The following is a 14,698-nucleotide window of genomic DNA, read 5'->3' on the forward strand; positions in this document are numbered from 1 at the left end:
ATTACTCTATTCCTAATTTACGACTTAATTCATCAGCTTTCTGAAGCCATTTTTTAGGTGCATCAAATCTGTAGCCCACGTAAAATTCTAAAAAACTTATAGAGTCGTCTAAAATGAAATTTTCATCGGAGGTATGACTTAATAATTGTGTGTTTATGTTGACTCCACCAAAAAAGTTTTCTGAATTATAACCACCGGTCATTCTAAAAATCAGTTGTGCGAGTCCGTTAAACGAAGTTTTTCCTTCTGTTTTTGATAGATTAAATCCTAATCCGCCTGTTGCACCCGCGGAGACAAGATAGTTTTCGTCAAAAATCCAATTGTAATAATACCCAGGACCAATGGCTAGTTTAAATGATTTCTCCAATTGATTGTCTATAATAGGATCTTCTAACCTAAATTTGGTGTAGTAATAGGATATGCTGGGTATAAAACTGCCAACACTCTGTTTTTGCCACTCGTTCTGAAATCCGATGGCACGAAACGAAAAGTCTTCATTAAATATGTAACTAGATGTTCCGCCAATTTTAAAGGTTCTTAAATCATCTACGGGTAAGGTTAGCTCTGATGTTCTAATGAAGAACCCCTTCTGTTTGTAGATGTCTAAGGTCTGCATATACTGACCAAAAAATGTTCGTATGTTGAAAGTAATTAATTTAGAATCTCCGTTGTCTTTATTTTCCGATAAAAAATTGGGAGCATAGCCAAAATCAACTTCCAGAAACCGAAATAGAACAGATACGCCTAAATAACTTTTATCGTTGGGTATAAATTCCGTCTTGTTGCGTGTTATCTTGTCCCTAACGGTAAAACTATTAGATGTGGTCTGTAATGATAGCCTAACGGTTACCTTATCAGGAAAAGCTTCTTTGTAACGTGAATTTTGAGCAGAACATATACAAATTGAGCAAAGTAAACTCAATGTTAGTAGTGTTCTTAAACCCATGCTTTTGGTTCTTTTAGAACTTGTAACAAACGTTCTTCTTCACTACCATTTTCCGGTTGATGGTCATAGCGCCATTGTACATGTGGTGGTAGGCTCATTAAAATACTCTCTATTCTACCATTGGTCTTTAACCCGAATAAAGTTCCCTTGTCATGAACTAGGTTAAATTCTACGTATCTACCTCTTCTAATTTCTTGCCAATCTCGTTGCTCTTTACTGTATTCAAGGTCTTTTCTTTTTGTAACGATTGGTACATAACAGTCTAAGAAACTGTTGCCCACTTCAGTAACGAAGTTGTACCAGGCTTGCATATCCATTTCTGGTGTTGCTTTGCAATAGTCGAAAAATAGACCGCCAAGACCACGTGCTTCGTTTCTATGCGTGTTCCAGAAATATTCGTCGCAACGTTTTTTATAGGTATCGTAAAAGTTAGGATTGTGTTTGTCGCAAGCATCTTTACATACTTGATGAAAATGAACGGCATCTTCGTCAAATAGGTAATAGGGAGTCAAATCTTGCCCGCCGCCAAACCACTGGTCTACAATTTCACCATCTTTCCCGTACATTTCAAAATAGCGCCAGTTGGCGTGAACCGTTGGCACCATTGGGTTCTTTGGATGTAATACTAAACTTAGTCCGCAGGCGAAAAAATTAGCATCTTCTACTCCAAAATAAGCTTTCATACTATCCGGAAGCTCACCATGTACACCAGATATATTTACGCCACCTTTTTCAAAAACACTACCATTTTCAATTACTCTTGTTCTACCGCCGCCACCTTCTGGACGTACCCAAATGTCTTCTTGAAAAGTAGCAGTACCGTCTACTTCCTCTAACTTAGAAGTAATTGTATCTTGAAGTTTTTCTATGTAAGCGTAAAATTTATCTTTCATTCTCTAAGATATAAAGTTCCATATCTAACGGGTCTTCGTTAGGCGGAGTGTGTTCTTTTAATAGTGTCTCTTTCCAAATATAGCCACAATTTTCTGCTACCTTAATACTGCCGAGATTTGTTTTGTGTACAAGTATTCTAAGTCGTTTTAGCTGTTGTTCGTTCAGTCCCCATTCTGATATGGTTTTAACGGCTTTGGTAGCTAAACCTTTATTTTTATGGGTATATGCCGTGCAATATGCAACTTCAGCTTCTTTTGTAGCTCGTCTCAATTCTTTCAAATAAACCAAGCCTACAATGTTTCTATTTTCAGATTCTTTAAGTGTGAACAAATACTCTTTGCCCGATAGAAAATCCGATACTTTTTCAAGAACAAAAATGTTGGACAATGTCGGATTCAAATTTGCAGCGACTGTCTTAGGAAAGTACCTTTTTATATAATCTGCATTTGCACAAATAAAATCGCATAAACGCCATCCATCTCTTTCTGAAATCGGATTTATTTCGAAATCTTGAAGTTGAAATGAATTCATAGTACAATGATAATATCGGCTGTAATTTGTCTAATTCATTAAACTGCAACTAGTCTTGCTTATATTCTTTAACGGCGTCAATAAAAGCTTTGGCATTTTCTACAGGTACATTTGGTAAAATACCGTGACCTAAGTTGACCACGTAACTATCCTTACCAAATTCATTGATCATTTGGTGTACCATCTTCTTAATTTCAGAAGGCGGGGATAATAAACGTGATGGGTCAAAGTTACCTTGTAAGGTAATTTTGCCGCCACTTAAATAACGTGCGTTTCTAGCGGAGCAAGTCCAGTCCACACCCAATGCGGAAGCACCTGATTTTGCCATATCGCTTAAAGCGAACCAGCATCCTTTTCCAAATACGATAACCGGAGCTTCGTCTTTTAAAGCATCTATTATTTGCTGTATATATTTCCAAGAGAACTCTTGATAATCTGTTGGGGACAACATGCCACCCCAAGAATCGAATACTTGTACTGCATTTACACCTGCAGCAACTTTTGCTTTTAGATATGCAATAGTAGTATCGGTAATTTTTTGAAGCAGTTCATGCGCAACTACAGGCTGCGTAAAGCATAGTTCTTTAGCTTTATCAAATGTTTTACTGCCTTGACCTTGCACACAGTAACATAGAATTGTCCATGGTGAACCGGCAAAACCTATTAACGGAACTTCGTCGTTCAGTTTTTCTTTAGTGGCTTTTATGGCTTCCATCACATAACCTAAGGTTTCGTGAACATCTGGTACAATTACGCTATCCAAATCTTTTTGATTACGAATAGGATTCGGTAAATAAGGACCAAAATTTGGTTTCATTTCCACATGAATGTTCATTGCTTGTGGAATCACCAAAATATCACTGAATAGTATAGCGGCATCCATACCGTATCTACGGATGGGTTGTACCGTAATTTCAGATGCCAACTCAGGAGTCTGACATCTGGTAAAGAAGTCATACTTTTCTTTGATGGCCATAAATTCAGGTAAATATCTACCTGCCTGGCGCATCATCCATACTGGTGGTCTTTCTACAGTTTCACCTTTTAATGCTTTTAGAAATAAGTCGTTTTTTAAGCTCATATTTTGTGATAGCTTTTAGCTGCTAGCTCTTGGCTTTTAGCTATTTTTTATTTTACTAATTAGACTATTGATCATTTTAGATTCTATTGAGATCAAGTTGAAAATTGACTTCAATTCTTCACTATCTAAAAATTTCAATTCTTCTGATATTATCAATTGAGTTTCTACTTCAAAAAGAGAACCTAGTGCAATCTCTAAAAATCGTTTAAATTCAACTTCACTATTTCTGCTGCATCCTTCTGCGATATTTGAAGGAACTGAAACAGCAGCTCTTGAAAGTTGACTTTTAAGTCCGAATTTTTCTTCGTTTGGCAACTTTTGAATTAAACTATAAACATGCTTGACGATGGTGATTCCATTTTTCCATATTTCAAGCTTTTTAAAGTCCCTCATAATTTATTAAAAATAGCCAAAGGCTAGCAGCCAACAGCTAAAGGCGATTTATTAATCTTGATAATCCGCATTCACCAATTCAATAACACTTTCTACAGTAGGTATTTTGGCAACTTTAACTTCTTTGAAATGTTCTCTAGCTGCTTTTGCCGTAGTTTCACCAATACAGTAGGCAATCCTATCAGTTGAATTTTCTTTAAGGTAACTTTCAACGTTAGACGGGCTGAAGAACATAATGCCTTTTGCGCTTGCCGGTATTGCTTTACCAGAAAGTTTAGTTCTATATGCTTCTATAGCGTTGACTTCAATATTGTTTTCTTCTAAAATGTTGGGTAGCTCTTCTAAACTTAGATTACCATGAAAATAGGTAACCTCCGTACCATCAATAAACTCAACTAAATGGTTGGCTAAATCTTTTGCATTGTTTTCATAATGCGTGATTTTACCGAATGCATTTTTTAATAGTCTTCGAGTTTTTCTACCTACACAGTAAATATTTTCAAAATCTAATTCTGCTGCGCTTCTACTGGCTAAAACTGCTTCAACCGCATTTCTACTGGTAAAGACAACATTTTTATGTGTCTTTTTCAATACGATCGGCGAAATACGATTCGGATTAATTTTTATAAAATCGTCTGAATCTGCATTTACAGATATGTTTAATAATAACTGTTGCTGTGGAGTCAGTTTCTTGGTAGAAAATACATTTACCTCTAAACCGGCATTTGCCAATTCCGTCATTAATCTTTTTCCTCCTCTAGCTAAAATACTTTTGGCACAGTCAATACCTAAATTTTGGTGTTTGCCTAGTGGTGCAGTTAATTCAGCTTCCAGCTTTTTACTTCCGTCAACATTTAACAACACCCCTTTGAGCGTAACAATATTTTCTTTGTTGATATATGATAATGCACCGATCGGTGCACTGCAACCACCTTCTAATTCTCTTAGGAACTCTCTTTCTAAGGTAACGCAGGTATCCGTTTCTTTATGGTTCAATGCTGCACAAGCTTCACGAATTTCTTCATCTTCTTCCATGGCAACTACCATGATGGCCCCTTGTGCAGGTGCAGGTAACATCCAAGTTAGTCCTATAGTATTTTCTGGTTCTAAACCAATACGTTCCAGACCAGCTGCAGCGAAAATAGCGCCGTTCCATTCGTTGTTGTACAATTTTTCTAAACGGCTATTCACATTTCCCCTTAAATCAACAATAGTATGTGTGGGGTATCTGTTAAGCCATTGCGCCTGTCTACGTAAACTACCGGTTGCAATAACGGCATCTCTAGAACCTAAAAATTCTTCATTGTCCTTGAACGCCATAATGTCCATGTAATTGCCACGCTTTAAAACAGCAGCTTTTACAATTCCTTGTGGCAAGGCAGTTGGTACATCTTTCATGGAATGTACCGCAATATCAATATCACCATTGATCATGGCAACGTCTAACGTTTTGGTAAAAACGCCGGTAATTCCTAATTCATATAAAGGCTTATCTAGTATAAGGTCTCCTGTGGATTTTACAGGAACCAGTTTTACGGTATGACCTAATTTTTGAAGTTGATCTTTTACGGTATTCGCCTGCCATAGCGCTAATTCGCTATCGCGTGTGCCTAATCGTATTACTTTACTCATTGTTCGTCCAATTCTAATTGAAATACTTTTTGGATAAATTCTAAACTTGAATTGGAATCTACCGTGTCATCCTTTAGATGATTTGCAAATTGTTTGGTTATTTTTTGAATGATGCGGTTGGTCACTACATCTGCTTGGTGCGAATTAAAATCGACCGTTTTTTTAGATTGGTAGTCCAGCTCTTCATCTTTAATCGTCTTCAATTTCTGTTTTAAAGCTTTAATTACCGGGGCAAATTTTCTAGTCTCTAACCATTGGTTGAAATCGTTCTTCACCTCTTCATTAATAGCTTCTGCCTCTGGAATAAATTGCTTTCTACGCTCTAATGTTTCATCTGTCATTTGAGATAAATGATCTAAATGGATTACAGTAACGTTATCCATTTCTGAAACGCTGGCGTCTACATTTTTTGGCACCGATAAATCTAGAATCAATAAAGGTTTATTGGTGTATATCAATTCTTTGGTAATCGTTGGTTTTTGGGCACCCGTGGCAACTACCAAGATATCTGAAGTTCTTATTTCTGAATGTAAATCTCCATAATCCTTTACCTTAAGATTGAACTTACCAGCAATTTGCTCTGCTTTACCTTTTGTTCTATTGATTAAGGTGATATGCGGATTTTTGGTGTGCTTTATTAAATTTTCACACGTATTACGACCAATTTTTCCTGTTCCGAATAAGAGAATGTTCTTTTCCGATACATTTTCTACATTACGCATTATATATTGTACAGATGCAAATGCTACGGATGTTGCGCCAGATGAAATTTCTGTTTCATTCTTAATACGCTTGCTAGCTTGTATAATGCTATTACAAAGACGTTCTATAAATGGATTGGCAATACCCAATTCTTTGGAACGTTTAAAACTTTGCTTTAATTGACTGATGATTTCAAAATCGCCAAGTATTTGGCTATCCAATCCTGTTCCTACGCGAAAAAGGTGGTTGATAGCTTCTTTATTTTTATAAACATATGCCACTTCTTGAAACGCTTCAACGGTTCCGTTAGAGTGGTCACATAATAATTTTATAAGTTGAAAAGGATGTTGCGCAAAACCATGTAACTCCGTACGGTTGCAAGTTGATGTTGCCAATAACCCATCTATGCCCTGATTTTTAGCTTCTTCTAAAAGTGACTTTACAGCCACTTCGTCTAAACTAAATTTACCACGAGCCTCAGCATCAGCCTTTTTGTAGTTAAGACCAATGGTGTAAAAGGAGTTATGTTTAGATATGTGATAGTCCTTCATAAAGCGGATACAAAAATATGAGCATCCATTCAATAAAAACAACGCTAGAGGTACAATTAATGTCGTCTGCCGAATTTTTGATCAAAATATGACATTTATCAGTTTATTAGCCATAATTTTATGGTGGTTTCGATGATTAGGATAATTTTATTTAGATGCTTTCTAAATAGATATAAAATAAATTAAAGAAAATGAATATAAAAAATAACGCTCAAGGGTCATATGATGAAGTATTGATAGAGGACGGGTTTTATGTATTAAAATTTCAGAATGAGGAAGATACGGTAATGCAATACAACCGTGATATCAACAAACGCTTTATTCAATTTCACTTCTGTTTAAAGGGTAGTGGGTCTTATAATTTTAATCAAGGGAATTACAGTTTAGATGTAAAAGAGGAAAACTCTTTGTTATTGTATAACACACAGTTAGACCTACCATTGAATTTAAATCTTAACCCGAAATCATCTTTGGTTTCTGTGGTAATGACCTTGCGAAAATTTCATTCTTTATTTACGGCAGAGGCAGATTATATACCATTTTTAAGTGCTGATAACAAAGAGAAGAAATACTATTCTCAAGAGCCTTTTTCACCTTCTATAGCAGTAATTTTAAGTCAGATCGTGAATTACAATTTACACCCTTCTATAAAATCGCTTTATGTTAAAGGAAAGATATACGAATTAATAGCCTTGTATTTTAATAGAAGCCCCAATGCAGATATTGAGCAATGCCCATATTTAGCAGACGAGGAAAATGTAAAGAAAATAAAAAGGGCTAAAGAGATTATTCTGGCGAATATGGCAGAACCACCAACATTGGCAGAATTATCAAGTGAGGTAGGCTTAAGTTTAAAACGTTTAAAAGAAGGTTTTAAACAAATTTATGGTGATTCGGTTTATAGCTTTTTATTCGATCATAAGATGGATTATGCGAAGCGACTATTAGAAACCGGTCAGTATAATGTTAACGAGATAGGGCTTAAAGTAGGGTATAGTACCTCTAGTCACTTTATAGCTGCTTTCAAGAAAAAGTATAATACCACACCAAAGAAATATTTATTGGCACTTGCAGGAAGCTAGGTTTTTACAGAGGTCTAGCAACCATGATACCTGTGTTGCTTTTTATTCCTTTTAGATAATCGGCTAATGGTAATTTGGATACTTCGACTTCCATTGATCCCGTTGATGCATGTAGTAAGTGAATTCTACCATCCTTTTCGCGGGTAGCGATGCCTGTATGGGTAACATCTAATCCGTTTATAGAAGTAGCAAGGGCAATGATGTCCCCAGATTGAATTAGATGTTCGTTTTTAGCAATTTCATCTTGTGCCAAAACACAAATGGCTTGATTGTTTAAATAGTTTTCAGAAGCTTTAATTTTTGAATAATTGACGTCATCAGCCAAAAACGGATACAGATCTCTATGGGTGCTCATGAAATTAATATCCTTTGTGATTGCTGCACCACCAATTTCACCAGTTATATCTTTTAAAAGTCCTTTTTCGACATTGTTGGCAATCCACTCAGAAAAGTAATGTAGGCGAGAAGCGTAACCGTCTAGTTCGCCGTCTTTATATCTAATCACTTCTAAGTTTTTTACGAATGCATCAAAAGACAGGTCTTTTTGTCTTAATAGCTTAGAAAGGTCCAAAACATTCTCAACAAATGTGGTACAATCTAACCCGTGTAGATTAACGACCAATGTTTCTGTATCACCAATTTCAAGGGTCTTAGCTACATATGGGGTCTTCATAAACGACTTGCCAACGCTCACCATTGTTTCACCGAAATTACCATCGTACATTCCGTCTATTTCTACAAGTTTGTTTTCAACAGCAGCTTTGTCTTTAGGCGAGCAGGTGATTTGTTGGGCTTTAACTGCAAGGCATGTAGTTAGAAAAATAAAAAGAAATTTATACTTCATAAGGCTAAATTATGAATTGTTATTCTCATCCGTTGACTTTTCCAACAAAACCCTATTCCTAGCAATACTTTCTGGGTAGTTTTGTTGCAAGAAAGTGATTAATTTTTCACGGACAAGAACACGTAAATCCCAAGCGGTAGGAGAGTCTTTAGCACTCATTAAAGCTCTAATCTCTACACTATCTTGTTTGCTTTCTGTCACTTGAAGTACATTTACCTCTTTATCCCAAAGGTCTGTACTTTCTAAAATCTTGGTCAATTCTTCACGTAGCGCATCAAATGAGACATTGTAGTCGGTATAAAGAAAAACGGTGCCCAAAATATCAGATGAGGTTTTGGTCCAGTTTTGAAATGGCTTTTCAATAAAATAAGGGGTAGGTACAATCAATCTTCTTTTGTCCCATATTTTTACAACTACATAGGTCAGGGTAATTTCCTCAATTCGACCCCATTCTCCTTCCACTATGACAACATCATCTATTTTAATAGGTTGCGCAATAGCAATTTGAATACCTGCTAAGACAGTACCGATCATCTTTTGTGCAGAGAAACCAATGATAATACCGGCAACACCCGCAGAAGCAAAAATACTTACACCTAATTCACGTATACTTTCAAAGCTCATAAGTGCGGCACCCATGGCCAAAATGACTATGGTGAAAATTAATATACGTTCAAGAATATTGAATTGGGTATATATCTTACGTGCCTTTAAATTATTTTCTACGTGAACGTCATAATTACTAATGACTATTTTTTTAATAATTTTTAAAAGGTTTAATAAAAGCCAGGTAAGGGAAAATATGAATAAAATGGTACTGGTCTTTTTAAAGAAGTATTCATGCTCAGTTAAATTTAATAGGGTTCTTAAAGATCCTGAACGAACCAGTATAGAAATGAAAATGAAAAAAATGGGCCAGCTAAGTTTTCTAAAAGTGCCTTCAGGGAGTAAATACTTTGGGTCTTTTCCAAATTTTCTAAGGAAATAGGAAATTAACCAGTAGGAGAAAAGTATAGCTATAATAGATATTAAAAATAGATATAGCTCATTTTTAGGTACGGTATCAAAAAAAGTATTCATTGAAAAATGTGTTATAGTTTTTGACGAATTACAACTTACTAAAATTAAACAGCACTAAAAATTTATTGGGTAGTTATTAGATTGCTTTATGAGAGTATAGAAAAACTATTGCCGAAAATTAAAATATCATCGATTTGCAAGTGTTATTTTTGCAATCGAAAAACAAACACATACGCTATGAAAGGAGTATTATTGGTTAATTTAGGTTCGCCCGATAGCCCAACACCAAAAGATGTTAAGCCGTATTTAGATGAATTTTTAATGGACGAGCGTGTTATTGACGCGCCTAAATGGTTAAGAACAATTCTTGTAAGAGGAATTATTTTACAGACCAGACCTAAGAAATCTGCAGCGGCATACGCTAAAATATGGTGGGAAGAAGGTTCTCCGCTAGTAGTTATTTCTGAACGTTTCTCAAATAAATTAAAAACACAGACAGAATTGCCTGTTGCCTTGGGTATGCGTTATGGTACCATGAGCATAAAAAATGCCATGCAAGAGTTAAAAGACAAAGGTGTTGATGATGTGCTGTTGGTTCCTTTATATCCGCATTATGCCATGTCTAGTTTTGAGACGGTAGTCGTAAAAGTGTTAGAAGAGCAAGAGGCTTCTTTTCCAAAAATGAAAATTACTACGCTACCTGCTTTTTATAAACATCCAGAGTTTATTAAAGCGCTATCAGAAAGTATTAAAGACGGATTAGAAGGGTTTGATTATGATCATATTTTGTTTTCATATCACGGTATTCCAGAACGTCATATTCGTAAAAGCGATCCTACCAGTTTTCATTGTAAAATAGATGGTACTTGTTGTAACGTAAATTCTGTTGCTCATAATACCTGTTACAGACATCAGGTTTATGATACTACAGAAATGGTAAAGGCGTATTTAGGCTTAAAGGAAGAGCAAGTTAGTTCTTCGTTTCAATCTCGTTTGGCAGGTGATCCATGGTTAAAACCGTATACTGATTATGAGTTTGAAAGATTGGCAAAAGAAGGCAAGAAAAAGTTGGCGGTTATAACTCCCGCTTTCGTTAGTGATTGTTTGGAAACCCTAGAAGAAATTGCAATGGAAGGTAAAGAGCAGTTTATGGAAGCTGGTGGTGAAGATTATAAACATATTCCTTGTATGAACGATAATGATGCTTGGGTAAGTGTAATGGCGAAATGGGTAAACGATTGGCAAGTTACCGATAAATTAGACGTTGTGCCAAGTACATAACACTATTAAAATTCTTAGAAAATCACTGCTATGAGAATCGAAGAAATTGAACATTTATTAGAACCATTAAGAGATGAATTAAGAAACCATCAGCTTTATAATGAGCTGAATTCGGTATCTGATATTCGTATATTTATGGAGAGCCATGTATATGCGGTATGGGATTTTATGTCTTTGCTAAAAGCACTCCAAATTAACCTTACGTGTACAACATTACCATGGAGACCGGTTTCTAACACAAATACTGCTAGGTTTATTAATGAGATTGTTCTTGAGGAAGAAACTGATGTTAATGAGTTGGGAGTTTTAAAAAGTCATTATGAAATGTATTTGGATGCCATGGTCGAGGTTGGTGCAGATACTACTGAAATAACAGATTTTCTAACCAGTATTGAAAACTTGGATAGTGTTCTTGAAACAATTGAAAGTATTGAATTAAACGCTGCAGTAAAATCATTTTTAAATTTCACTTTTGAAACGATCAAAACACAGCAACCTCATAAAATTGCCGCTGCCTTTACATTTGGTAGAGAAGATTTAATACCAGATATGTTCTTGAAAATTGTTGATCAAGCAGGGGAAGATGCATACCCCAAACTGGAATACTATTTAAGAAGGCATATTGAGTTAGATGGAGATGACCACGGTCCGCTTTCGTTAAAAATGATTCAAGAATTATGTGGAGAAGATGAGGCTAAATGGCATGACGTTTTAGAATGTTCTGAAAAAGCGTTACAACAGCGCATTCACTTATGGGACCATATTGCAGAGGCGATTCAAAAAAATAAAGAGATTACGGTTTAGCAATTTATCTAGGCATATAATTAACTAAAAACTAAATTAATGGCAAACGTTTCCGCAGAACAATTAGGTACGGAATCTATATCAAGTTTGCTCATTAAACAGGCGTTACCTGCTAGTATCGGTATTCTTGTAATGTCGCTAAACGTTCTGGTCGATTCCATTTTTGTAGGTAATTGGATTGGCTCTATCGCCATTGCCGCAATCAACGTAGTGCTGCCAATTTCGTTTTTTATAGGGGCTTTGGGTATGGCTATCGGTATTGGTGGTGCCAGTATTATTTCTAGGGCATTAGGTGCTAATAATAAGGAGAAAGCGATACGAACATTTGGTAACCAAATTTCGTTTACCATATTGATTATCACTACAATGGTAGCCGTTGGACTCACCTTTGTAGATACACTAATACCTGCATTTGGCGGCAAAGGCTCTATTTTTGAGTTGGCTAAAATCTACTATGTTATTGTTTTATATGGTGTGCCGTTCTTGGGTCTTAATATGATGGGCAATAACGTTATAAGATCAGAAGGAAAGCCAAAATTTGCCATGATCGCTATGATCATTCCCTCCATTGGCAATCTGGTTTTAGATTATTTGTTAATTAATGTGATGGATTACGGAATGGAGGGCGCCGCTTGGGCTACGACTATCAGTTACTTTCTTTGCTTTCTGTATATTGTTTACTTTTTCTTGTCCGATAAGTCAGAATTAAAATTAAGTCCGAAGTATTTACGTATCAAATTTTCGATAATCAAAGAAATCAGTTCACTTGGGGTAGTAACGCTCTCTCGACAAGCTGTTGTGAGTGTAATTTATCTATTGATGAACAACATTCTTTTTGATTTGGGTGGCGAAGCAATGGTAGCCGTATATGCCATTATCGGTAGAATGTTGATGTTTGCCCTTTTTCCTGTATTTGGAGTCACACAAGGCTTTTTACCAATTGCAGGGTTTAACTATGGTGCCCAAAAATATGATAGGGTGAAAGAAGCTATTTATACCGCCATTAAATATGCAGCGCTATTGGCTACTTTAGTTTTTGCGGGACTCATGATTTTTCCCGCAGAAATAGCCGGACTCTTTTTAAGCCATAAGCCAGACATGAGCGAGCAGGAACTTGCTACCAATGCCTTTGTTTTAGAAAATACACCTTCTGCCATGCGTTGGGTGTTTGCTGCTACGCCTATTATTGCTCTTCAGCTTATTGGTGCGGCATATTTTCAAGCTATAGGAAAACCAGTGCCGGCATTGTTATTGACCTTATGCAGACAAGGTTTTTTCTTTATTCCCTTAATCTTGATACTGCCAAATTATCTAGGAGAACTTGGCGTATGGATTTCTTTCCCCATTGCAGATTTTCTTGCAACTATTGTTACCGGGTATTACTTGCGAAAAGAGATTAATAGAACCCTGGTGGGTTAATTCTTTTTTTGAAACCAAACCTATTCCAGATTACTCCGTAAGTAGCGTTAGAAACGCTAAAGAACATTCTATGAATTTTATTTTATCGCAATTGATTGCCGGTGCAATATTTCTATTGGCATGGAAACTGAAAGAGTTGATTTCAAATCAAAATACATACATAAAGCTGCTAGAGGAGGAAAGGCCTAAAGCAGCTAAATTTAAAAATTAAGTTAGTTAACGGGTTGCGCATGTAACAATTCCATCCCCGTAGAAGATCTAGGTTTAAAGCCTGTCCAATCTTTTTCATTGGAATCTTCTTGAACGTTTAAAAACTTGGCGTTGTCTTGGTTTTTAAGATGCTTACCTATGAACGCAGTTACAAAATGTTGATTGATGTTATTCATTTTGCGTTGGTCCCATGATGGTTCTGCGTATCTATAGTACTCATCTATATGCAGACCAGGCGCTAAAGCTTCCGCTGATGGAGGGTTAGGTGCTACATTATGTCTTGCATTCATATAGGTCAATAAATACCTGTCTGCATTGATTGCACCTTCATAAATAGCCTTAATTCCTTTTTCGTAACCTGATATGTCATCTTGGCTTCCGGCAATAAAGAATGTAGGTGTTTTTAAACCCTGCAATCCTTCTGCATCCCAAACGCCACGCTGCATTCCCCATGGGGCAAATGCTACAATTGCTTTAATTCTAGGGTCGGTCATTTTTTCGTATGCTGCATTGCCTGCCGTATGTACGGATATTGCGTTGCTACCGCCCGTCATTCCAGTAAAGAATTGACCTAAGCCAGCGCTATACCCGGCTCCGCCAACATTTAAAACTCCGTAACCACCCATAGAATATCCTATAATTGCGGTATTGTTAGCATCTACTAGTCCTTCGATTTTATTTTTGGAACCTTTAGCGCCTAATTTTTCCATTTCATTGATTACGAAACGAATGTCCTTAGGTCTATTTAATAAGGTGCTTTGAAAAGCATTGGCATCTTTAAAAGTTGAATCTGTATGGTCAATAGCTGCAACTACGTATCCTTTAGATGCTAGATTTTCTGTTAAGTAAGTCATTAGAAATCTAGAACCTACATAACCGTGTGATACTACTACCAAAGGAAATTTATTTCCTTTTAATGCTTCTGCATCTCTGTAAGCTCTTCCTTTGAAAGTAAATGGTGTTAATGGTCTAAGTGTATCTCCCCTTGTTCCCATTACTTCATCATACACAACTGTCTTGGCATTATCACTTACTTTTGCAGGAAACCAAATTTCAATAGTTATAGGTCTATCATAGGTAGGGTCTTTGCCATCTTTTGAATTTAAAATATCTACTTGATCTGGGTTGGTTAGGTTTACGGTCTGTACGCCAACTTTAAATTCTCCTCTTGCACTAAGTTCTGGTGCATCGGGCAATTGGTCTCCGTATAAAAAATCATTGGTTTGGGCATTTACGGTATTAATTGTCAATCCGTTAAATAGGAGGGCAATTAACAATGCCGAAAATAAAAGTGTTCTAAATTTCATA

14 protein-coding genes are annotated in these 14,698 nt (G+C 36.2%); 4 read left to right on the forward strand and 10 right to left on the reverse strand.

Going from position 1 to position 14,698, the window contains the following annotated elements; all coding sequences use genetic code 11:
* Nucleotide 1 precedes the first annotated feature (1 nt).
* Genes PXD56_RS01525 through hemA form a run of 7 tightly spaced genes read right to left on the reverse strand, consistent with a single transcriptional unit; the run spans nucleotide 2 to nucleotide 6,730 of the window.
* Nucleotides 2-946, reverse strand: a complete 945-nt coding sequence (locus PXD56_RS01525) for a DUF4421 family protein (RefSeq protein ID WP_276491594.1) — start codon at nucleotides 944-946, stop codon at nucleotides 2-4.
* Nucleotides 937-1,839: an oxygen-dependent coproporphyrinogen oxidase gene (gene hemF / locus PXD56_RS01530; protein ID WP_276491595.1), complete on the reverse strand. Its 903-nt coding sequence runs from the start codon at nucleotides 1,837-1,839 to the stop codon at nucleotides 937-939. The genes PXD56_RS01525 and hemF overlap by 10 nt, the downstream gene beginning before the upstream one ends.
* Nucleotides 1,829-2,371 (reverse strand): GNAT family N-acetyltransferase, encoded by a 543-nt coding sequence (locus PXD56_RS01535; RefSeq protein ID WP_276491596.1) that lies wholly within the window; start codon nucleotides 2,369-2,371, stop codon nucleotides 1,829-1,831. Before PXD56_RS01535 ends, hemF begins: the two co-directional genes overlap by 11 nt.
* 49 nt (nucleotides 2,372-2,420) lie before the next feature.
* Complete coding sequence (hemE, locus tag PXD56_RS01540) at nucleotides 2,421-3,452, reverse strand: uroporphyrinogen decarboxylase (protein ID WP_276491597.1); 1,032 nt, start codon at nucleotides 3,450-3,452, stop codon at nucleotides 2,421-2,423.
* Between the two features lie 36 nt (nucleotides 3,453-3,488).
* Nucleotides 3,489-3,845 carry a four helix bundle protein gene (locus PXD56_RS01545; protein ID WP_276491598.1) on the reverse strand — a complete coding sequence of 119 codons (357 nt, stop codon included), beginning with the start codon at nucleotides 3,843-3,845 and terminating at the stop codon, nucleotides 3,489-3,491.
* A 51-nt stretch (nucleotides 3,846-3,896) separates the two neighbouring features.
* Nucleotides 3,897-5,477 carry a hydroxymethylbilane synthase gene (gene hemC / locus PXD56_RS01550; protein ID WP_276491599.1) on the reverse strand — a complete coding sequence of 527 codons (1,581 nt, stop codon included), beginning with the start codon at nucleotides 5,475-5,477 and terminating at the stop codon, nucleotides 3,897-3,899.
* Nucleotides 5,474-6,730: a glutamyl-tRNA reductase gene (gene hemA / locus PXD56_RS01555; RefSeq protein WP_276491600.1), complete on the reverse strand. Its 1,257-nt coding sequence runs from the start codon at nucleotides 6,728-6,730 to the stop codon at nucleotides 5,474-5,476. The genes hemC and hemA overlap by 4 nt, the downstream gene beginning before the upstream one ends.
* Before the next feature lie 191 nt (nucleotides 6,731-6,921).
* Here hemA and PXD56_RS01560 point away from each other — a divergent pair, with 191 nt between their 5' ends.
* The gene (locus tag PXD56_RS01560; protein WP_276491601.1) at nucleotides 6,922-7,812 is read left to right on the forward strand and encodes an AraC family transcriptional regulator; all 891 of its coding nucleotides are present in this window, start codon (nucleotides 6,922-6,924) and stop codon (nucleotides 7,810-7,812) included.
* A gap of 4 nt (nucleotides 7,813-7,816) precedes the next feature.
* Here PXD56_RS01560 and PXD56_RS01565 read toward each other — a convergent pair whose 3' ends face one another.
* Together PXD56_RS01565 and PXD56_RS01570 are read right to left on the reverse strand one after the other, a co-directional pair.
* On the reverse strand, nucleotides 7,817-8,656 hold the full coding sequence (locus PXD56_RS01565; RefSeq protein ID WP_276491602.1) for an N-acetylmuramoyl-L-alanine amidase-like domain-containing protein: 840 nt from the start codon (nucleotides 8,654-8,656) through the stop codon (nucleotides 7,817-7,819).
* Between the two features lie 9 nt (nucleotides 8,657-8,665).
* A complete protein-coding gene (locus PXD56_RS01570) occupies nucleotides 8,666-9,736 on the reverse strand; it encodes a mechanosensitive ion channel family protein (RefSeq protein ID WP_276491603.1) in 1,071 nt (356 codons plus the stop codon).
* A 177-nt stretch (nucleotides 9,737-9,913) separates the two neighbouring features.
* On the opposite strand from PXD56_RS01570, the gene hemH reads away from it, so the two are divergent.
* Genes hemH through PXD56_RS01585 form a run of 3 tightly spaced genes read left to right on the forward strand, consistent with a single transcriptional unit; the run spans nucleotide 9,914 to nucleotide 13,180 of the window.
* Entirely contained in the window at nucleotides 9,914-10,957 is a 1,044-nt protein-coding gene (gene hemH, locus PXD56_RS01575) for a ferrochelatase (protein ID WP_276491604.1), read from the forward strand.
* A 30-nt stretch (nucleotides 10,958-10,987) separates the two neighbouring features.
* The gene (locus PXD56_RS01580) at nucleotides 10,988-11,761 is read left to right on the forward strand and encodes a DUF3050 domain-containing protein (protein WP_276491605.1); all 774 of its coding nucleotides are present in this window, start codon (nucleotides 10,988-10,990) and stop codon (nucleotides 11,759-11,761) included.
* Between the two features lie 39 nt (nucleotides 11,762-11,800).
* Nucleotides 11,801-13,180: an MATE family efflux transporter gene (locus tag PXD56_RS01585; protein WP_276491606.1), complete on the forward strand. Its 1,380-nt coding sequence runs from the start codon at nucleotides 11,801-11,803 to the stop codon at nucleotides 13,178-13,180.
* 212 nt (nucleotides 13,181-13,392) lie between these two features.
* Here the strand turns inward: PXD56_RS01585 and PXD56_RS01590 are convergent, their stop codons facing one another.
* Nucleotides 13,393-14,697, reverse strand: coding sequence for an alpha/beta hydrolase family protein (locus tag PXD56_RS01590; protein WP_276491607.1), 1,305 nt, complete (start codon nucleotides 14,695-14,697; stop codon nucleotides 13,393-13,395).
* Nucleotide 14,698: the final 1 nt, after the last annotated feature.

The organism is Maribacter zhoushanensis (assembly GCF_029350975.1).
Classification (GTDB): Bacteria; Bacteroidota; Bacteroidia; order Flavobacteriales; family Flavobacteriaceae; genus Maribacter; species Maribacter zhoushanensis.